We start from the raw sequence: 18,030 nt of genomic DNA on the forward strand, positions 1-18,030 counted from the left end.
GGTCATCCGCTCGCGCTGAACAAACGCTGCTGATGCGGCGCCTGGCCAGTCATAGTGCGCCACTTCTCCTGTCTGGCCTTTTTTGCACGATCATTTCGAACTTCTGTCCGCCATGGTAGCTGACGATGCCGCACATCCGCTTCCCATCGGACGCGAGAGAACCGTCGAAGCGAACGTCCCCCTCGGCGGATGCGACAACCATCGCCACGGTCTGACCGTCGGACTTCAGGCTGCGAACGACCACCACCCCGGCAGTGAGCGCAAGCGATCCTGCCAACTCTGTACCTGACATTCCAAGGGAGAGAAGACCGAAGCTGGGAACACCTCCCACATCCATGACCACGTCCCACAGACCCGAAAGTTCAGGCGGCTGACTTGGCTTTGTGGTCGACGCGCGGCACTCAAAACGCATGTTTACGGCCTCGCTTGCTGCCGCCGGAGCAGCGGCAAATGCCAATGTCACGCCAGCGATAATCCAACTCATTGCTTTCTCCATGACGCGGAAGTGCGTGTCGCGGATGATGAGTTATCGTGCGGTCGCTCGCGGCCACTTGGTGCCAGGCGGACGCGGCGGTGGGAGGAGTGGGGGCTGCGCAGTGACGAGAGCGTGCGGAAAGCAGCGCTCAGCGAAGCAACACGTCGAGCGCCGCCCGATAGCGGCGGCTGCCGTTCACCTGCGCGCCATTCTTGAGGAGAACGACGAAGTCTCCATTGAACAGTGGCTGCACTTCGCGAATCTGGGCAATGCTAAGGATTGCCGCCCGCGATACTCGGATGAAACGTTGTGGGTCCAGGCGGGACTCGAGGCTGGCCATCGTCTCGCGCAGCAGGTGCTGTTTCGCGCCTGTGTGGATCTCGACGTAATTTCCTGCGGCGACGATGCGATCGACCTCGCCGATGTCGAGCAATCGAATGCGACCCTCGGAACGGATTGCGAGTCGCAAGGGGTAACGCTGCGGTTCGCCTCGACCCATCGACTTCAAGGCCTCGGAAACGCGGCTGACGAAACCGTCATCGGGATGGACCAGGTGGGAACGAGCGCGCTTCAGTGCACGGCGAAAGCGTTCCGGATCGATCGGCTTCAGCACGTAGTCGAGCGCTTGCGCATCGAAGGCTCGCACAGCGTGTTGATCGAATGCGGTCACGAATACGACCGCTGGCATTCGATCGCCCTCGATGGCTGCAATGACGGCGAACCCATCGAGCTCGGGCATCTGCACATCGAGGAAGACGAGGTCGGGCGCAAGCGCGCTGATCGCCGTGATCGCAGCTTCACCGTCACCGCACTCTCCGACGACTTCGATGTCCGGCTCCTGCCGCAGCAGCCGCAATATCCCGCGGCGGGCGACCGGTTCATCGTCAACGATCAGTACGCGGATGGTCATGGGAGAGTGCGCCAAGGTAGCTCGATCTCGGCGATGACGCCGCCGTCATCGGAATTTCGCACGTCGAAGCGTTGCCTGTCCGCATACAGCAAGCGCAACCGCGCCCTCGTGTTCGCCAGGCCGACGCGTTCGATCGTCGCCGGTGGTAGACCACGGCCGTCATCGACAACGCACAGCAGGAGGGAGTCGCCCTGGCGGTCCGCTTTGATTTCCACTCGCCCCGGTCCAGCGCGCGTGGCTAGTCCATGCCGTAGCGCGTTCTCGACCAGGGGTTGGAGGATCAAGTTCGGAACCCGCGCTTCGAGAACATCATCAGGAATGAGGATCCGATAGCTCAGACGCTCGCCGAAGCGGGCCTGCTCGATCTCGAGATAGCTCTCGAGAAAGGCAATCTCTTCGCCGAGCGTCACCTCATGCGCCTCGGTGCTGTCAAGCGAGCGGCGTAGCAATGCGCTGAGCTGCAGGAGGATCCGATCTGCTGAGTCGACATCCTCGCGCATCAGCACCGAGATCGTGTTGTGAGCGTTGAAAAGGAAGTGTGGCTGCAACTGGGCGCGCAATGTCTGCAGGCGGGCATCCGCCAGCTGCGCTTCGAGGCGGAGTTGCCGACGATCCCTTTCTCGGGCGGTCCGCACGAGTCGCTCCACATGCGCCGCGGCGACGATCAGCCAATATACCGGGAGGTTCAGCAGAAGCGTCGTGCCAAGCAGCCGGCTGAAGGTGCCGAGCCAGGTGGGTTCGACCTGGGTCGCACCGATGACTGGCGCCGCGACCGCGAAGAGCGCCAGGTTGACCAGGGCGCAGGTGGCCGAAGCGACGCCATGCAACGCGAGCGCGCCAAGGAAGCGCGGCCGCTGCAGCGGGAACCGCGCCTCGAGTCGCAGGGCGATCGGCGTGAGGGCTGCCCAAACCGCGGCCCAGACGAGCCAGATGGCGCTGGCGCGTGCCCACGCCAACGGTTCGCCGCGCACCTGTGCGGCAAACCAGGCTTGGCCGGCGAAGAACATTGCGACCAGTGTCCACGCCGCCAGAATGGCTACGGCCCGGCGGCCGATATGGGACACGTTCTCCACGACCGGTCGCGCCCCTTCGTGTTCTTCTCTAGCGAGCTGTGCCATCGGCCGGGCGGCCTCCACTTGCCGACCCGTCGCCGGCGCTCGCAGCATACCCAATTGCTTCATCAGCCCGTGCGGGTGGCGCACATCATTCCTCGGCGATGCGCCCATCGACCGTCCGGTCGTTTGCTAACGCTCATCGCTGAGTTCGACCGGCGCGCCGGCTGATCGCAACATGAGAGATTACTTCTATCATATTTAGAGAATGACGGACCATAACGGGCTACTCGTTGGTTTGATGAACGAGCGGCAGCGTTCGGGCCGCCTTTCGTTTCAAGCGAGGAAAACCTGGTGCCTGACTCTTCGCCCGTACAGCCTCCGGTCGAGCCCATGCTCGCGAAGCTCGCTGACGAGGTGCCGGTAGGGGACTACTTGTATGAGCCAAAATGGGACGGCTTTCGGGCGATCGTGTTCCGTGGCAAAGACGACGTTTATTTGCAAAGCCGGGACTCGAGACCGCTGGATCGCTATTTTCCGGAGCTGCACGACGTGCTGCTCGATCGCCTGCCGCGCAACTGCGTGGTGGACGGTGAGATCGTGATCGCTACGAGCGGCGGGCTGGATTTCGATGCGCTTCAGCTGCGGCTGCACCCGGCGGCATCTCGCGTGGCGAAGCTCGCGAAAGAAACACCCGCCTCTTTCGTCGCGTTCGATGTGCTGTCGGCTGCCGGACGTAATCTCATGGGCGAGCCGCAAGAGGCGAGGCGCGCTGCTCTGGAAAAGTTGCTCGGCGCCGTTACGCCTCCCGTCTATTTGACGCCGGTCACACGCGACCGGGCCATCGCACTCGACTGGCTGACGCGTTTCGAAGGCGCCGGCCTCGATGGCGTGATTGCGAAGCCGGAGTCGGGTGTGTACCAGCCGGCCAAGCGCGCAATGATCAAGGTAAAGCACGCGCGCACGGCGGATTGTGTGGTGGCGGGATTCCGTTACCACAAGAGTGGCAAGGACGCAGTGGGCTCGTTACTGCTCGGCCTTTACGATGACGACGGAGTGCTCCAGCACGTTGGAGTGACGTCATCGTTCACGATGGCCGTGCGTCGGCAGCTCGTGAAGGAGCTTGCACCGCTGCGTAAGAAGGCAATGGACGATCACCCGTGGCGCGAATGGGCGGGCGCGGCAGCGGAATCGAGTCGCATGCCTGGCGCTCAGAGTCGCTGGAGTGCGGGCAAGGATTTGTCATGGGAGCCGCTGAGGATCGAGCGCGTCTGCGAGGTGAAGTACGATCACATGCAGGGCAATCGGTTCCGGCACGCGGCAATTTTCTTGCGCTGGCGGCCTGACAAGCCGCCGGACGCCTGCCGTTACGATCAGCTCGAAGTAACGACTCCCTACGAGCTCGAGCGAATCTTCTCGTCCGGATCGAGCGGCTCCTGAGGCGGACGCAGCGCTTCCGGGACGTGCTGTAGATTGATACGAGTCCGAGTCCACGTCGTGTACCGCCCGCGCATCGCATCCACGAGTACGTCGGCAGGCTGTAAATGAGCTGCTGCCTCGGGATGTCGAGTCTTCCAGCGCTCCACGCCTGCCACAGCGTCTTCCTTACGGCGTGCGCGTCCGATCTCGATCAGAGGCAGCTTGGATTTTCGCTTGGAGGGTTGAACGCGAGGCGGCTCCGAATCCTGGCGGCGATAGTGTGGCGGCCAGGGCGCGTCGCCCAGGCCCTGGCGTTCGAAAAGTTCGAGCAGTCCTTCGAGGGAGCCGGCGTGCTCATCGATCCCTGCGTGCAGATCGCCTGACTTTTTGAAGCGGGTCGGCATCGTCGCCAGCGTGAAATCCGCCGGGTCGCAAGCGTCGACCTCATCCCATGAGAGCGGCGCCGAGACACGCGCGTCAGGCCGCGGCCGTACTGAGTATGCGGCGGCGACGGTACGGTCTTTGGCGTTCTGGTTGTAGTCGACGAATACACCCTGGCGCTCTTCTTTCCACCACTTGCTCGTAGCGAGTTCGGGCGCGCGGCGTTCGATTTCGCGCGCAAGCGCAAGAGCTGCGAGGCGGACTTCATCGAAGGTCCAACGCGGCTCGATACGCACACACAGGTGCATGCCGCGCGAGCCCGAGGTCTTGGGCCAGCCAACGAGCTTGAAATCATCGAGCACAGCTCGCGCGATTGCTGTGACTTCCCGGACCTGCTGCCACGTGACGCCGGGTACGGGGTCCAGGTCAACGCGCAGCTCGTCAGGATGATCGAGATCTTCGGCGCGCACAGGATGGGGGTGTAGCTCTAGGCATGCGAGATTCGCGAGCCACGCCAACGCAGCGGCGTCGCGTGGCACGACCTCTTCCGCAGCCCGACCCGAAGGGAAATGTAATTCGACCACTTCGATCCACGGCGGACGGCTGGCGGGCGCGCGCTTCTGATAAAAATGCTCGCCTTCGATCCCGTTCGGGTAGCGCACCAGCATGTTCGGCCGCCCACCAGCACCGCGCAGCGCTCCTTCGCTCACGGCGATGTAATAACGAACCAGGTCGAGCTTCGTGTGCTTCGGCTCCGGGAACAGTACCTTGTGCGGATTGGAGATCGTGACCTCGTGCCCGGCAACGGTAAGGATTTCAGCTGCGCTCTGCTTGGCCATAGGTCGATTCGCCCGATGGTGTGTAACGCTACTGCTGCGATACAGACGCAACGGTAGGGGCGTTGGCCGGTTCCCTGTGTGTCGAGGCTGCTGGCGGCTTTCGCCGCAGTTCCGCCCGGTATTGGCCGACGTTGGTATGATGAGCCCGAAATATAATCGCCGGCCAATTGACGGATGGCCAATCAGGGATGTCGCCCGATGAACGCAACACGTTCGCTGCCTATTACCTCACGACAACAGCTGATCCGTCGCGTCCAGCGAGAGCTCGAGAAGCGCGGCTATCCCCGGCTGCAGATGATGCTGCTGGTTGGACTGACGGGCGGCGCGGGATTCCTGGCGTCGTTTCTGTTGCTCATCTACGGCGTCGATTCGCTCGGACTTCGATACGCCCTTTCCGTCGCAATCGCCTATCTCGTTTTTCTACTGTTGCTGTGGCTTTGGCTGCGCACCGATGCCGATACTTATGATGGGTTGGATGAGGTCGCGGTCGAGCTCATCAATGCCATTCCCGGCCCGACAGCGCGGGCAGCGGCCAGCAATGGCGGCGGTGGTCAATTCAGCGGCGCCGGGAGCTCCGGCCGCTGGGAGGATAGTTCCTCATCGGAGCCGCTAGTCGAACTGCCTGACGTTCCGCTTCCAAACGCCGGGGCAGTGGCGGACGCGGATGAGCTCGCGATTCCTCTCGCAGTTGTCCTAGCGGTCGTCGGTGTTCTGTTTGTTGTTTTGTTTGCATCGTTTTCAGTAATCCTTTCAGCGCCCGTGCTGTTCGCCGAATTGCTCGTGGACGGCGTGCTGGCGGCGTCGTTGTATAGAAGACTGCGGCGTGTCGATTCACGCCACTGGCTGCAGTCGGCCGTCCGCAGGACCCTCGTGCCGTTTGCGATCACTGCGGTACTCGCTGGCGCGCTTGGTTGGGGGCTGTCGGTGTACGCGCCGGGCGCGCGGACGTTGGGAGATGCGTTGGCGGTGTTGGCGGATGAAAATGAAGAATTCTGAGTGCACTATCGAGCAGTATCGGGGTGGCAAGCTGGTGCGTTCCTTCACGCCCACGACCGATAAAACCTATGCATGGAACATGAACGTGAACGGTAAAAGCTACCGAAGGACCCATGGCTGGGTGTTGTCCAAGATTCTGCCAACGTTGGTCGATGGCTCGCCATTCGCAACGAAGGTCGTGCCAAACAAGTCCGCTCCAATTCCCGTTGTTCGTAGGAAGCGAGTGCGGTTGGACCAGAGATCCCAATCAACGAATCCGCGTCGAGCGCCTACATCCAGCAAGCGCAATGAGTGAAAGAATTCTTCTTCTGGTAACAGCCGGAGGTGAGTTATGGGACTGCTGGATTCAGTTGGAGGCAATCGCCGCGGCGGCGGCATGTCACCGGTCATGGTCGGGCTCATGGGCCTGTTGGCCTACCGCACGCTCAAAGGCAAAGGGCGCCTCGCGGACATGCTCGGGACCGGCGCTTCCGGTTCTGCTGCCGGTGCAGGTGGTGCGTTGTCAGGAGGCGCGCTTTCGGGCGGCTTGAAGGATCTGATAGATCGGTTCCGCGAGGGCGGCCAGGAAGAGAAGGTGCAAAGTTGGGTGTCGAAGGGGCCGAACAAGACCATCGACCCGAAGGAACTGGAGCAGTCTTTAGGAGACGAGCGGATCGAGTGGCTCGTTGAGCAAACTGGCATGCCTCGGGATCAGTTGCTCGCCGGGCTCAGTGGCGAGCTGCCGGATGCCATTGATAAACTCACGCCGAACGGGCGGATCCCCACGGACGAGGAACTGTCGCGCGAAGGATAACGAGAGACGGCGGAAGCGTTTCGTTCTGTCAGCCGCCTCTCGGCATCGCCCGCCGAATTGGACGGAGGAGCGAGGGTGACAAACGATCGAGTGTTCGCGCTGAAGTTCGCGAAGGTCTACCCGCTGTACCTGCAAAAGGCGGAACGCAAGAATCGCACGAAGCAAGAAGTCGACCGGATCATCTGCTGGCTGACCGGTTACAGCCAGGCGCAGCTGGAACAGCAGATCAAAGAGAGCGACCTGAAAACGTTCTTCGATCGAGCGCCCGCCATGCATCCGAACAGATCCCTGATCAAAGGCGTGATCTGTGGCGTTCGTGTGGAGGAGATCGAGGATCCGCTGATGCAAAAGATTCGCTACCTGGACAAGCTCATCGATGAGCTCGCCAAGGGCAAGGCGCTGGAAAAGATTCTGCGGGAGTAGCTCGTCTTCAGCTGTTCCCTTGCGTAGCGGTGAAAACCGCCAGTTGATCGGCGAAGGCGCGCTTGTAGGCCGGACGCGCTTCGCCGCGGGCGATATAGGCGCCAAGATTCGGATAGTTCTCCAGTCCACCCGATCCACCTAAGCGACGCAGTACCGTCACCATCAGCAGGTCGCCGGCGCTGAACGCGCCATCGAGCCATTCGGTGTCGCCAAGATGATCGGAAAGTTCGCCCAGCCGTGCGCGGACGCGATCGTCGAGCATGGTTTGTCGCTCCGCATACCAGCTCTTGTCGCGCTCCAGGATGAGCGCCATCGAGCGCTCAACGATCGGCGGTTCCACCGTATTCAGCGCGGCAAACATCCATGCGATCGCGCGTGCGCGGGCATTTGCCTCCTCTGGTAGCAGGCCCCCGTGGCGCTCGGCGATGTGGAGTACGATCGCCCCAGATTCGAACAGGGTGAGGTCACCATCTTCGTAGGTCGGAATCTGGCCGAACGGATGAAGCTTGCGGTGCGCGGGCTGCTTCAACCCGGCGAACGAAACCAGGCGAACGTCGTAAGGCTGGCCCACTTCTTCGAGCGCCCAGCGAACGCGCATATCCCGCGCCAGTCCCCGGCCGCGGTCGGGCGACCGTTCGAAAGCGGTGATGGTGGGGTTCATTGGGAGCGCTCCTGGTGATCCGCGATGGCTCAAGGACGAACGAGCTGGGCCGCGACCGACAACGGTTTACCACATGTTCGGGGTTGCCCGGACGTTAGAATCGCCGAGCCGGACCTGCGCTCGCTGGCGATTCCGACGCTCGTGATCACCGGCGACCACGACTTCATTCCCGTCGACATTGCCGAACACATCGCGCAGGCGGTCCCGAACGCCAGGTTGGTTACCCTCAAGGATTGCGGGCACTTCGCCTATCTCGAGTGCCACGACGCCGTTCGGCAGGCCACCGAGGATTTCTTTCGATCGGTCAAGTGAGCATCGCGCTGCCGGTACGCTTCGAGATCGTCGCCCTCGTAGCTGGGCGGCCCGAGCATGGAGCTCAATGCTGATCGGAGCATCATCAGATGGCTTGCCCCGAAGACGACCAGCACGTCTTGGTTCGCATTCAAGTGCCGCGCGATGATCTCGAGCAGGAATCCGTCACGTACGCGTCCAATCGCCTCGGCGATTTTGTTGGTGGCGTAGCGCCCGTTGGCTAGCGGTCCACCTTCCTCTAGCGTGAACGATGCGTCGAAGGGTTTGCCGTTGGTTCGTTCATACCATTGCGCCCAACTCGCGTGGCTCGGTAGAACATCGGCCGGCGCTCGAAGTCGCGAGCGGCTGCGCTCCAGTTCGGCTTCGATGAGTTGTTTCGTTCGGCTGTCGTCCGGACCTGTGATCTTTTGCTCGCGCATCCATTGGGGCACGGACCTCATGGTGTAAAAGCCGACGAGATCTTGCAGCGTGAAGCCTCGGGCCAGGATGCGATCGCGGACCTCGGTGTCATCCGGTTCGCCGCCCCAAACGACTGCCCGGTGATCTCGCGCGCCGCGGACCGTGGGAACGATCTCACCACTTTCAACGAATCCGTCGATGTCTCGCTGCCTCTCGACCCAGCTGAACAAGCGCTCGGCATTTGCGCCGTGCGAATAGGGAGGGCCTTCCACGATCACAGTATCGATATCGAATGAGCAGTAGGCCTGCTCGATCAAGCGAAAGGTCGGGCTGTCGGTGCGTGTTGCATGCTTGGCGCCGACGAAGACTAGCCGCCGCCCGTGCCACGAATACACGACGGCGAACGCATCGTCAGGCTGAGCGGCTCTCAGGTGGGTCGTCCAGGGCGTGATCTTTTCGGGCGCAGGCTTGACCAACGACTCGCAGGCCGAGAGGAATAGAGCCAAGGCGAGGATGACGAGACAGTTTTGCATGCAGCCCTCCGTGGTTCCGCTCGTTCAACCTCGACTCACTTCGCTTCGAGGCTCGCGTTCGCTGTCGCTCCGTCGCGCCTGAAGTAGAACCGGACAAACATCACCCGCTGATCTGCCAGCTTGGCGGGCGTGAAGGTCCATTGCTTTGCTGCCCCGATGGAGAGACGTTCGAAGTAGCGGCTCGGGCCCGAATCGTCCGCGGTGGCGGCGACAACTGTGCCCTGTTTGTCGAGGGTCACGCGAACGATCACCCTGATCGTGCCGCGGATCGTATCCAACGCGCTTTGCGGAACGTCCGGAACGACTTCGGTGATGGCTGAAGGCGGTGCATCTGGCTGTTGAGGCGCTTCTGCCTCGATCGGCTTCGCAGGCGTTGGCGCAGGCTCGGCGGCGACTGGCGCTTTGGCGAGGGTGGCGGGCGGAGGAGGCGGATCGGATTCGAGGCTGCCGATGCCAAACCAGCCCACCAACACGGCGACAACGGTCCCAGCAATCGCCAGCTGCGCGCCTCTGCCGAACCGCCGGGCCGGAGGCGGAGCCGGCTCTTGCGAAACCAGCTTGATGCGGATCACCAGCCGGTCGGCTGAGGGCGTGTCTATCTGAGCTTCGGCCGCCGGCTCAGACATTGTCGAGGCCGCCCGTTGCCGAACGGGCAGAAAAGTAACAGTCTGCGAAAATCGTCGCCGGCATCTGGAGTCGATCGATAGCGTCAGAGAAGGCGCTATTTATCGTTGATCTGGCCGGCGCGCGCAATCGGATAGTCACTGACCTTCGCTCGCAAGTGAGATTGGGTACCGATGTTGAATCACGTCGATGAGATGACCGAGCGCATGCTCGATGACGCAGCTATCGGACCGGGCATGCGAGTGCTCGATATCGGCTGCGGCCCGGGGGCGGTCTCTCTGATGATTGCTCGCCGTGTCGGTAGCGCGGGCCATGTCTTCGGAGTCGATCAAAACCCGCAGATGCTCGAGCTGGCCCGACGGGCGGCGCGCGATGCCGGGCTTTCGAACCTTACCTTCATCGAAGGCGGTTTCGATGCTGCATTTTCAGAGCGGGGCACGCTCGACGCCGTCGTGGGCCGGCGCGTCCTCATGTATCAGCCCGATGCGGCGCAAGCCGTGGAGCAACTCGTCGATGCGATCCGCCCGGGTGGGGTGATCGCATTCCATGAGCACGACATGGTTGCAATCAGCGACAGCTCCACTGCGTTGCCGCTGCACGACCGCGTTCGCTCCTGGCTCCGCGAGATGCTTCGCCTGGAAGGCGCCAATCTGCACATGGGCTTCGGACTGCATTCGGCCCTCTCAGTCGAGGGGCTGGCCGTTCAACGGGTGCGCGCCGAGGCGAATGTGTTGACGCCGACGTCCAGCTTCCCGGTGGGTGCGATCATCCGCTCAGTGCTGCCGCGTCTGCAGCACCTCGGCATCGCGACCGAGGCCGACGTCGATGTGGCAACCCTGGACGATCGGCTGGCTGCGGAACGAAGGGAGCGGAATGCAACCTGTCTCTGGGAGATGGTGTTCTGTGCCTGGGCGCGCAAGCCGGACTGACCGTTTTGCCGCCGCCGGACTATGCGCTACGATGAGCCGCGCACCCTCATTGACCGGAGGCAAAATGCTCAAACGTACATTTTGCATTGTTCTCGTAGGCTGCATTGCCGCGCTCGGGGCGGGGGCGGACGAGGTGTCCGGCCTGTCGGGAACATATAAATCGGTATCCGAGCGCAGCAACGACATCGCGCAGGCGATCGACAAGGCCGTCGAGAAGATGAACTTCATCAAGCGGCCGATCGCGCGTGGCCGTCTGAGCCGGACCAACTTTGCCTACAAAGATATTCGTATCGAGCTCGGCGCGAGCGAGGCCGTGATCACCTACGACACGCAGGCGCCGATTCGCATGCCGCTCAGCGGGGAGTCGATCGAATGGAAGCGCGCCGACGGTGAGGTTTTCGACGTTTCCGCGCGGCTCGAGGGCGGCAAGCTGATCCAGACCTACAAGGCTGAGGACGGCGTGCGCGTGAACTCGTTTTCGAAAGACCCGAACGGCACGCTGCTTCTCAACGTTGAAGTGTCGAGCGAGCAGCTGCCGCAGCCGGTGAAGTACACACTCGAATATCGGCCGGCGTCGTAACTACGTTACTGCGCCGCCTCCCATCAGAACACGCTCCAGCGCAACGCGATGCCGGCGACCTGCGCGTCGTAACGACGGTTGACGCGGTTGCTGTCGCGGTCGCTGCCGCGATAGCTCAGCTCGATGGCGAGCTGATCCCGCGGCTTGTAGGTGAACGTGAACAAGCCGGTCAGCACATCGTCATTGCGCTGGCCGCCGACCACGTCGAGGTCGCGCGTGTTCAGATACTCCTGATCTTCGTATGAGGCGGTGAGCGAGAAGTTCAGCTTCTCGGTCGGGCTCCAGCTCGGGGCGAGGCTGTAGCCGTCGGAGATGAAGTAATCCGATTCGACGTCGGTATAAGCCTTCAGCTCGCTCCAGGCGGAGAACAGCATCTGGAATTTCTCCCGCGGCTTCCAATCGATCTCGGTGCGCCAGGTATCGCCCGAGTAGCGGCCTTCGGGATTGCCGGGCCGTTCGCGTTCGACGTAGCCGGCGCTCACACGAAACTGCGTGCGAACGGTGGCGGTATAGGTCAAGCGGGCGAGGGCGGCATTTTCCTCATAGTCGCTGGCCGATGCGTCGAAGCCGGGGGCGACGATGGCGTTCGGAAACTTCGCGTCCATGTAACGGTACTCGACGCCGAAGGAATGAAACGACGGTGTGGCGTAGTCGATGCTGACACGGCCAATGTCGGCTTCCAGATTTTCGCTCTCGCGCACGCTCAGACCGTGCTCGGTCTCGATGCGGCCGCCACTGGCGCTGATCGACCAGCGCGGGCCGAGTGCCCAGCGCACCAGTGCCGAGTAGTTGGTGCTCTCGATGATGTCGCGTTGTGTGCCGAGCGTGTTGGCGAAGTCGGCCAGCGTGCGGTTGTATGAGCCGGACAACCGGCCCGACAGTGCGGTGAGCGCGCGAAAGTCCAGCGCCGCCGACGCGTCTCCACCCGTGTAGTCGAGATAATCGTTGTCCTGATAGCGAGCATCGTAGACCCGACCCTTGAGGCGCAGCGTCTGCTGGCCCATGTGGAAGTCGTTGCCGACGCCGAGCGTGATGCGATTCACGTAGTCCTCACGCGATACCTCGCGCGGAGTCGCGGTCGGATCGGTCGGATCGCCCGGGATTACGTCGGTGTCGTTGGTCTCGGCATCGCGGAACAGATTGTCGTCGTACAGGAACTGTTCGGAGAGATAGAGGTGCTCCTCTTTCTTTTCCCCGTCAGGCTGTGCCGCCACGGCGGCATTGCAGAGCACGGTGCTAACCGCGGCCAGGCACAAAGTGTTGCGACGAAGAGTTCCCTTCGAAGTCATTTGTTCCCCTCCTAAGCTTTCTTCATAAACAAACGGAGCACGTCACGATCCGCGGGCATCAGATGGATGCGCGTGAGTGCCAGGAATATGACGCCGCCGCCGGCGCTCAGCGCCAGCAGGCGAGCCAGCGGCGGAAACTCCACGGCCCGCAGCTCGATGTCGGCGAAATAAAGTAGCGTCGCCATGACCAAGGCCTTCGCCATCGAAGGCAGGATTGCGCCGAGCAGCCGAGGCAGTGTCTGCTGCATCAGATGCAGCAGTACGCCCAGCGAAATCGCCGCATTGATCAAAGTGACGAAGAAATAGGCGGCCGCGAGACCCAGCAGCCCCCACTGCACGCCGGTGATGAAGCCCGTGACGTGCAGGATGCTGCTGACCACGCCGAGACGCAGCAGCAGATCGGTGCGCCCCAGCGCCTGGAATACGACACCGCCGGCGCTCACCAGCGACTGAATGAAACCGATCGGCGCGAGCCACATGATCAGCGCCGCGACCATGCCCCAAGAATCGCCCAGCGCGACGTCGACGAACGGCTCGCGCAGTACGAACAGCCCAGCCATCATCGGCGCGGTGAAGAATGAGATCACCGACAGCAGGCGCAAGTGCATGGCGCCCAGCTCCTGCGGCGAATGCTGGTGCCGGCTCATCATCGGAAACAGTGCTCGCGTCGCGACGAATGTGAGGTTCTGCAACGGAAACAACATCACTCGATACGCGAGCGAATAGGGGCCCAGCGCGGCCGGCCCGAGCATGCGGCCGATGATCATCGTGTCGGCGTTGCGTGAGAAGTAGTTCACCAGGTTGAATCCAAACAAGCTGCCGCTGTAACTCCACAAGACTCTGGCGTGTTCGGAGCTCCAGCCCCATTTCATCTTCGCGTCCGACACGATCCAGAACTGAATCGCCGAAAGCACCGCGACCGTCAGTGTTTGCAGCACCAGGGCGTATGGCCCCGCGCCGAGATACGCGGACACCACGGCGACTGTGAATCCCGTCAAAAGAGCGACGATCTCGATGCGAGCGACGGTCGAGAACTTCGACGCGCGCTCGAGCAATGCCTGGTGCACGGTCGTGGCGCTGAGAAACGGAAACGACAGCGCACTCAGCTGCACCAGCGGCGCGAGCCCTGCTGCCTGGAAAACGCGTTCGGCGAAGAACGAAAAGCCGAACAGGCACACCGCGAGCCCGAGACCGATGAAGGTATTGGTCCAGTGCGCCGTCAGCACGGTCAATTCATCGAGCGTGTCCCGCTGAATGATCGCGGACGCCATGCCCATGTCCCGCAGCAACAGCGCGAAATTCGTGATAGCGAACACGATCGCGACCAGGCCAAAGTCGGCTGGCGTCAGCAGCCGGGACAGAACCAACAGGCCGAGCAGCTGCACGCAAATTCGCGTGACCTGGATCATGCCGACCCAGCGCACATTACGAACGGCGGACATCAGCGCTCCTGCTGGCTGGCGACAGTTGCGCTGCCGGCAACGAGGTCAGCCGCGACTGGAACAGTCGCTTCGCTGGCCCGCCGTGCGAGCACACGCTCGAACTTCGGGCGCAGCCAGCGGCCGACGATTCGATAGTGACGCTCGAACGCCAGGTACAACAGATAGGCGCAGCCATGCGCTGCGACGACGGCGATGACCACGCTCACCCAGGTGCGCTCGCCCTGAGCAATGAAATTGACGTGTTCCAGGACCAGGATTAGGACGGTGTTGTGGATCAAATACAAACTGTAGCTATATGACGCCAGGAATTTCACTGACCCGCGCAGCAGGGATGGCGCGCGCTGCACGCTCATCAGCAGCGCCAGCAATCCGAACATGATCATGGCCATCAAGATCGCTGTCTGCAGATCGAAGGGCTGGAAGCCGACCTTGCCGGCGCGTCCCACCAGCGCGACTAGGCCGAATGCAGTCACTGCCGTGGCGACGCTGCGAATGTTTGCATACCCATTGGCCCGCCACAGGTGAAACAAATAGCCGGTCATGGCGCCCACCAGCCAGATCAAGGTCAGCGATTTGCCGCCGCCTGCTGCTGCGTTCCAGATGAAAACGGGCACTGCGACGGCTGCCAACGCCGCGCCCAGCCAGCGATCGATGCGCTCGCGCTTGAGCAGACAGAAAAAGAACAAGCCCATGGACACGTAGATCCACATCTCGATCGCGACTGTCCAGAACGGCTCGGCGGAGTTATACGAGCGGATGCGCCACGGGAAGTCGATGCCTGCGAATTCCAGCCCCTGAAACGCGGCATGATCCTGCAGCATCAGCAGATTGCCCACGAAGGTGAGCACGCCGGTGTTCGTGCCGCCCTGGCTGTGATTGGTGTGGATGAGCGTCAGGTTGAAGATCGTGATCAGGATCAGTGCCGGCAGATACGGCGTCATGATGCGGGCGACACGATCGGCGAGGAAGCCGGGCAGGCGCGGCTCTGGCTTGTTCAGCCAGTTCAGCATCGACTGCATGATCAGAAAGCCAGACAACAAGAAGAACACTGCAACGCCCAGGTTGCCCAGGCTGTAAGGATCGCGGATGCCGAAGTACAACGCCATGACGTGCGCCGCAATGACCAGATTGGCGCCGGCCGCGCGCAGGGCGTCGAGGTAGGTCGACGCCAATTCGCTCATGGCATGGCCATCAGCGGGCTTCACGACCTGGCTCCCAGGCGTGCACGCAGCGCGCCGTAGTTGCGCATGCCGAGGCTGTGTTTAAGCAGCAGGCTCAGCGCATTCGGCGGTGGCAAAGCGCCGGAGAACACAGACAACGCCAGTCGCCATGACCAGCGCAAGGTGCCGGCCGCGCCCGGTGTCGGGCTCACGCTGCGAATCTCCAACCCCAGCTTTTGCGCACGGGTGAGTCGCGGATGTGCATTTAGAAACATCTGCATGACCGTCGGGTCCGGGTTCGAGCTGACGCGCCTGGGATTGCCGACGTTGCGCCACTCCACCAGCGGCTGCGGACAGAACGCGGCGGGGATGCCGGCTTCGTCCAAGGTGAGCACGAAGTCCAGATCCTGAAAACGTCGCAGCCGTTCGTTGAAGCGGCACTTCGTCAGCAGATGGCGGGGCACCATGAGGGTGCTCGTTTGCATGATGTTGCCGGACTTGAGCATGTAATCCGCCAGGCTCTCGCCGGGGAACGGCTCACGCTTGGGCAGGATGTGCTTCTCGCCGTATTCGTTGACCTGCTCGACGGCGCTGAAACAAAACGAGTCGAGCGTCTGCGTACGTAACAGCACCATTTGATTGGCGAGCTTGTTCGGCGCCCACAAGTCGTCGGCGTCGAGAAATGCGACGACATCGCCGGTCGAATGATCGATGCCGCGATTGCGGGCAGCGCCGCCGCCGCCGTTTTTTGGGCTGCGGACGACCAGCAGATCGGGGCCCGCGACGGCTTCGGCCTTTTGAATCGTGTCGTCCTTGGAGCAGTCGTCGACGACGACGATCTGCGTCGGACGCAGCGTCTGGGCTCGCGCCGTGGCGATGGCTTGTTGAATCGTGTTGCTCGCGTTGTACGCGGGAATCACGACCGACACAGTTTTGAGTGAGTTGTAGTTCATGATCATGTTGCCAGGTGCTGTTGCATCGCTGGGTAAGTCAGCGAGGTCGCGAACGATCCTCCGCTCAGGTGCGCCACTTCGTAGGGCCGGTCTTTACGAGGGCCCGCGAGGTGAATGACGGAAAGCGGCCGATGCGGCGCCGTGGGCTCGCACAGCAGTTTGCGTTCGGCATTCCAGACCGGACAGCTCAAATGCGGCAACCAGTTGAAGCGCGCCGGCAGGAACGCGGTCGGAAGGCTTTCGAGATGGATCGCCGCGAACAGCGCGTGCTGATCCATATTCACCTTGCCAGTGCGCTCCAGTGCTTTGGTGTAGTAGCGCTGCCACTGTTGCCAATGCGGCGCCGTGTCTTTGAGACACAGCACGCCGATGTTGATGCTGGTCGCGAACGAGCAGCGCAGGCCGTCGAGCACGCCGAACGAGGCGACCATGTTCCCGGCCCACCACTTCCAGTCGGTAAAGGTTTTGCGATAGCCCGGACCGTTTTCAGTGACGACGGCAGCACCGCGCGCACGCGCTCCCTCGGCATATGCAGCGACGAACTCCGGGGTTTGCATCCAAGCGTCGGCGTCGAACCACAAGTAGATTTCGTAGCCGGGAAAGTAATCGCGCAATGCTGTGCGAGCCACGAGGCCGATGTTTCGCAACGTGCGTGCCTCGTGCGGCACGGGCAGCGTCCATTGCGGTTCGACGATCTTGCAGCCGAACTCACTCAGTTGTGTACGTTGAGCCTCGGTGAGTCCTTGATCGATGATGCCCATGTCCAGCGCTCGGGTTTCCGCGTGCGCGCGCAGAGAGCTGATCGCAGCAATGATCCAGGGAAAGAAATGAGCGTCCCCGCCCGTGATGATGATTTCCCTGCTCAAGCGCATGCTCCTATTGCCAGTCGGCGGCCAGATCGTGAAGATGGCCGGGAATAATTCGAGAGGTGACGATGAGCATCATTGCTCTTGCAGCGGCGGCGGCCACGGCGTGTACCGCATTGTTGGGACCGCCCATCGATCCGGCGCGGCCCTACAAACAAACAGGCGAGTTCGAGCTGGTCAAGGATTACACCTTCGGCCGCCAGCGCCGGGACGCGACCATCGATACGCGCGCCAAGCTCGATCGGGAATTTTTCTATCGTTACATCTATGAGAACGGCAAGCTCGACGGGCTGAAGACGTACTGGTCGTACCATCGTGACTATCCCGACGGCGACCCGCGCTCGCTGCACGTGTTCGATGACTGCACGCTCACATTGAAAGGTCGCATTCCGCCGGGCGGCGGCTTGAAACCGCGCGGCCTGGAATCGGGCATGTTGCGTGGCAAGCTGCCCGTCACCGACGGCATGTACATCGAGATGCGAGCCAGGCTGCCGACGGGCGTTGGCGCATGGCCAGCGTTCTGGTTGAACCCGGGCGTGCAATATCCGGACGGCAAATTCTCCGAGCTGCCTTGGCCGCCGGAAATCGACATCTTCGAATTCTTCAACTGGCAGGGCCGACCGGAAACGCGCGTGATGACCGGTTACGTCCAGACGCACAAGAATCCCGAACGCTACGGCCCGCCGAAGGATCTGTGGACCAAGTTCAAGAAGAACGAATACGTCCCCGGCTTCGATTTCTCGGCTGACTTCCACGTGTTCTCGCTCGACTGGGTCAAGGACCAGCCGATCTGGCTGCTGGACGGCGAGCCGATCAAGCAGACGTACTACGTCTGGAGCAAGCCGGTGCCCGCGCACATCCTCGTGACGAATCAGCTGGGAATGATCCTGAAGGGCGTCGACGTGTCGACGATGAAAGCCGACGAGTCGCAGTGGAACTATGCGATCGATTACATCCGTGTGTGGCGACGGAAGCAGTGAGGGGTTGAGCGGCG

19 protein-coding genes and 1 pseudogene are annotated in these 18,030 nt (G+C 62.1%); 8 read left to right on the plus strand and 12 right to left on the minus strand.

What is annotated here, in order from left to right:
• Window positions 1–49 precede the first annotated feature (49 nt).
• The 3 genes and pseudogenes from EK373_RS26765 to EK373_RS26775 form a co-directional block, all read right to left on the minus strand.
• Window positions 50–484: a hypothetical protein gene (locus EK373_RS26765; protein ID WP_129647560.1), complete on the minus strand. Its 435-nt coding sequence runs from the start codon at window positions 482–484 to the stop codon at window positions 50–52.
• A gap of 139 nt (window positions 485–623) precedes the next feature.
• The gene (locus EK373_RS26770) at window positions 624–1,385 is read right to left on the minus strand and encodes a LytR/AlgR family response regulator transcription factor (RefSeq protein ID WP_129647561.1); all 762 of its coding nucleotides are present in this window, start codon (window positions 1,383–1,385) and stop codon (window positions 624–626) included.
• A 113-nt stretch (window positions 1,386–1,498) separates the two neighbouring features.
• Window positions 1,499–2,611: pseudogene (locus EK373_RS26775) on the minus strand (sensor histidine kinase); the annotation flags it as partial.
• Between the two features lie 219 nt (window positions 2,612–2,830).
• On the opposite strand from EK373_RS26775, the gene EK373_RS26780 reads away from it, so the two are divergent.
• The gene (locus tag EK373_RS26780) at window positions 2,831–3,877 is read left to right on the plus strand and encodes an ATP-dependent DNA ligase (protein WP_407676223.1); all 1,047 of its coding nucleotides are present in this window, start codon (window positions 2,831–2,833) and stop codon (window positions 3,875–3,877) included.
• Here EK373_RS26780 and ligD read toward each other — a convergent pair.
• Window positions 3,832–5,076: a non-homologous end-joining DNA ligase gene (gene ligD / locus EK373_RS26785; RefSeq protein WP_129647564.1), complete on the minus strand. Its 1,245-nt coding sequence runs from the start codon at window positions 5,074–5,076 to the stop codon at window positions 3,832–3,834. The genes EK373_RS26780 and ligD overlap by 46 nt on opposite strands.
• Before the next feature lie 198 nt (window positions 5,077–5,274).
• Here ligD and EK373_RS26790 point away from each other — a divergent pair, with 198 nt between their 5' ends.
• The 3 genes from EK373_RS26790 (at window position 5,275) to EK373_RS26800 (ending at window position 7,288) form a co-directional block, all read left to right on the plus strand.
• Window positions 5,275–6,072, plus strand: coding sequence for a hypothetical protein (locus EK373_RS26790; protein WP_129647565.1), 798 nt, complete (start codon window positions 5,275–5,277; stop codon window positions 6,070–6,072).
• A 331-nt stretch (window positions 6,073–6,403) separates the two neighbouring features.
• Window positions 6,404–6,865, plus strand: coding sequence for a YidB family protein (locus EK373_RS26795; RefSeq protein ID WP_129647566.1), 462 nt, complete (start codon window positions 6,404–6,406; stop codon window positions 6,863–6,865).
• Window positions 6,866–6,940: 75 nt separating this feature from the next.
• Window positions 6,941–7,288 (plus strand): DUF2200 domain-containing protein, encoded by a 348-nt coding sequence (locus tag EK373_RS26800; protein WP_129647567.1) that lies wholly within the window; start codon window positions 6,941–6,943, stop codon window positions 7,286–7,288.
• Between the two features lie 7 nt (window positions 7,289–7,295).
• Here the strand turns inward: EK373_RS26800 and EK373_RS26805 are convergent, their stop codons facing one another.
• A complete protein-coding gene (locus EK373_RS26805; RefSeq protein WP_129647568.1) occupies window positions 7,296–7,949 on the minus strand; it encodes a glutathione S-transferase family protein in 654 nt (217 codons plus the stop codon).
• A 24-nt stretch (window positions 7,950–7,973) separates the two neighbouring features.
• On the opposite strand from EK373_RS26805, the gene EK373_RS26810 reads away from it, so the two are divergent.
• Window positions 7,974–8,261, plus strand: a complete 288-nt coding sequence (locus tag EK373_RS26810; RefSeq protein ID WP_129647569.1) for an alpha/beta fold hydrolase — start codon at window positions 7,974–7,976, stop codon at window positions 8,259–8,261.
• On the opposite strand, the gene EK373_RS26815 is transcribed toward EK373_RS26810, so the two are convergent.
• Both EK373_RS26815 and EK373_RS26820 read right to left on the minus strand, forming a co-directional pair.
• The gene (locus EK373_RS26815) at window positions 8,198–9,193 is read right to left on the minus strand and encodes a hypothetical protein (RefSeq protein WP_129647570.1); all 996 of its coding nucleotides are present in this window, start codon (window positions 9,191–9,193) and stop codon (window positions 8,198–8,200) included. The genes EK373_RS26810 and EK373_RS26815 overlap by 64 nt on opposite strands.
• A gap of 35 nt (window positions 9,194–9,228) precedes the next feature.
• Window positions 9,229–9,819, minus strand: coding sequence for a TonB family protein (locus EK373_RS26820; RefSeq protein ID WP_129647571.1), 591 nt, complete (start codon window positions 9,817–9,819; stop codon window positions 9,229–9,231).
• 171 nt (window positions 9,820–9,990) lie between these two features.
• Here EK373_RS26820 and EK373_RS26825 point away from each other — a divergent pair, with 171 nt between their 5' ends.
• Together EK373_RS26825 and EK373_RS26830 are read left to right on the plus strand one after the other, a co-directional pair.
• Entirely contained in the window at window positions 9,991–10,746 is a 756-nt protein-coding gene (locus tag EK373_RS26825) for a class I SAM-dependent methyltransferase (protein WP_198683680.1), read from the plus strand.
• A gap of 64 nt (window positions 10,747–10,810) precedes the next feature.
• Entirely contained in the window at window positions 10,811–11,326 is a 516-nt protein-coding gene (locus tag EK373_RS26830; protein ID WP_129647572.1) for a hypothetical protein, read from the plus strand.
• A 23-nt stretch (window positions 11,327–11,349) separates the two neighbouring features.
• Here the strand turns inward: EK373_RS26830 and EK373_RS26835 are convergent, their stop codons facing one another.
• The 5 genes from EK373_RS26835 to EK373_RS26855 are packed head-to-tail and all read right to left on the minus strand — an operon-like array spanning window position 11,350 to window position 17,036.
• Window positions 11,350–12,615, minus strand: coding sequence for an outer membrane beta-barrel protein (locus EK373_RS26835; RefSeq protein WP_129647573.1), 1,266 nt, complete (start codon window positions 12,613–12,615; stop codon window positions 11,350–11,352).
• An 11-nt stretch (window positions 12,616–12,626) separates the two neighbouring features.
• Window positions 12,627–14,057, minus strand: coding sequence for a lipopolysaccharide biosynthesis protein (locus EK373_RS26840; protein WP_129647574.1), 1,431 nt, complete (start codon window positions 14,055–14,057; stop codon window positions 12,627–12,629).
• Window positions 14,057–15,262, minus strand: coding sequence for an acyltransferase family protein (locus tag EK373_RS26845; RefSeq protein WP_129647575.1), 1,206 nt, complete (start codon window positions 15,260–15,262; stop codon window positions 14,057–14,059). Before EK373_RS26845 ends, EK373_RS26840 begins: the two co-directional genes overlap by 1 nt.
• Window positions 15,259–16,170 carry a glycosyltransferase family 2 protein gene (locus EK373_RS26850; protein ID WP_157994556.1) on the minus strand — a complete coding sequence of 304 codons (912 nt, stop codon included), beginning with the start codon at window positions 16,168–16,170 and terminating at the stop codon, window positions 15,259–15,261. The genes EK373_RS26845 and EK373_RS26850 overlap by 4 nt, the downstream gene beginning before the upstream one ends.
• Window positions 16,171–16,172: 2 nt before the next feature.
• Window positions 16,173–17,036 carry a glycosyltransferase family protein gene (locus tag EK373_RS26855; RefSeq protein WP_129647577.1) on the minus strand — a complete coding sequence of 288 codons (864 nt, stop codon included), beginning with the start codon at window positions 17,034–17,036 and terminating at the stop codon, window positions 16,173–16,175.
• A gap of 68 nt (window positions 17,037–17,104) precedes the next feature.
• Here EK373_RS26855 and EK373_RS26860 point away from each other — a divergent pair, with 68 nt between their 5' ends.
• On the plus strand, window positions 17,105–18,016 hold the full coding sequence (locus EK373_RS26860; RefSeq protein ID WP_129647578.1) for a glycoside hydrolase family 16 protein: 912 nt from the start codon (window positions 17,105–17,107) through the stop codon (window positions 18,014–18,016).
• Window positions 18,017–18,030: the final 14 nt, after the last annotated feature.

This window comes from Peristeroidobacter agariperforans, from assembly GCF_004138335.1.
GTDB classification, from domain to species: Bacteria; Pseudomonadota; Gammaproteobacteria; order Steroidobacterales; family Steroidobacteraceae; genus Steroidobacter; species Steroidobacter agariperforans.

Bases quoted from the DNA above. Each gene is read 5' to 3' on its own strand.
- EK373_RS26820 (WP_129647571.1), bottom strand. From the start codon at position 9,819: ATGTCTGAGCCGGCGGCCGAAGCTCAGATAGACACGCCCTCAGCCGAC.
- EK373_RS26780 (WP_407676223.1), top strand. From the start codon at position 2,831: ATGCTCGCGAAGCTCGCTGACGAGGTGCCGGTAGGGGACTACTTGTAT.
- EK373_RS26840 (WP_129647574.1), bottom strand. From the start codon at position 14,057: ATGTCCGCCGTTCGTAATGTGCGCTGGGTCGGCATGATCCAGGTCACG.
- EK373_RS26850 (WP_157994556.1), bottom strand. From the start codon at position 16,170: ATGAACTACAACTCACTCAAAACTGTGTCGGTCGTGATTCCCGCGTAC.
- EK373_RS26835 (WP_129647573.1), bottom strand. From the start codon at position 12,615: ATGACTTCGAAGGGAACTCTTCGTCGCAACACTTTGTGCCTGGCCGCG.
- EK373_RS26765 (WP_129647560.1), bottom strand. From the start codon at position 484: ATGAGTTGGATTATCGCTGGCGTGACATTGGCATTTGCCGCTGCTCCG.
- EK373_RS26795 (WP_129647566.1), top strand. From the start codon at position 6,404: ATGGGACTGCTGGATTCAGTTGGAGGCAATCGCCGCGGCGGCGGCATG.
- EK373_RS26825 (WP_198683680.1), top strand. From the start codon at position 9,991: ATGTTGAATCACGTCGATGAGATGACCGAGCGCATGCTCGATGACGCA.
- EK373_RS26790 (WP_129647565.1), top strand. From the start codon at position 5,275: ATGAACGCAACACGTTCGCTGCCTATTACCTCACGACAACAGCTGATC.
- EK373_RS26830 (WP_129647572.1), top strand. From the start codon at position 10,811: ATGCTCAAACGTACATTTTGCATTGTTCTCGTAGGCTGCATTGCCGCG.
- EK373_RS26810 (WP_129647569.1), top strand. From the start codon at position 7,974: ATGGCTCAAGGACGAACGAGCTGGGCCGCGACCGACAACGGTTTACCA.
- EK373_RS26860 (WP_129647578.1), top strand. From the start codon at position 17,105: ATGAGCATCATTGCTCTTGCAGCGGCGGCGGCCACGGCGTGTACCGCA.
- EK373_RS26815 (WP_129647570.1), bottom strand. From the start codon at position 9,193: ATGCAAAACTGTCTCGTCATCCTCGCCTTGGCTCTATTCCTCTCGGCC.
- ligD (WP_129647564.1), bottom strand. From the start codon at position 5,076: ATGGCCAAGCAGAGCGCAGCTGAAATCCTTACCGTTGCCGGGCACGAG.
- EK373_RS26770 (WP_129647561.1), bottom strand. From the start codon at position 1,385: ATGACCATCCGCGTACTGATCGTTGACGATGAACCGGTCGCCCGCCGC.
- EK373_RS26805 (WP_129647568.1), bottom strand. From the start codon at position 7,949: ATGAACCCCACCATCACCGCTTTCGAACGGTCGCCCGACCGCGGCCGG.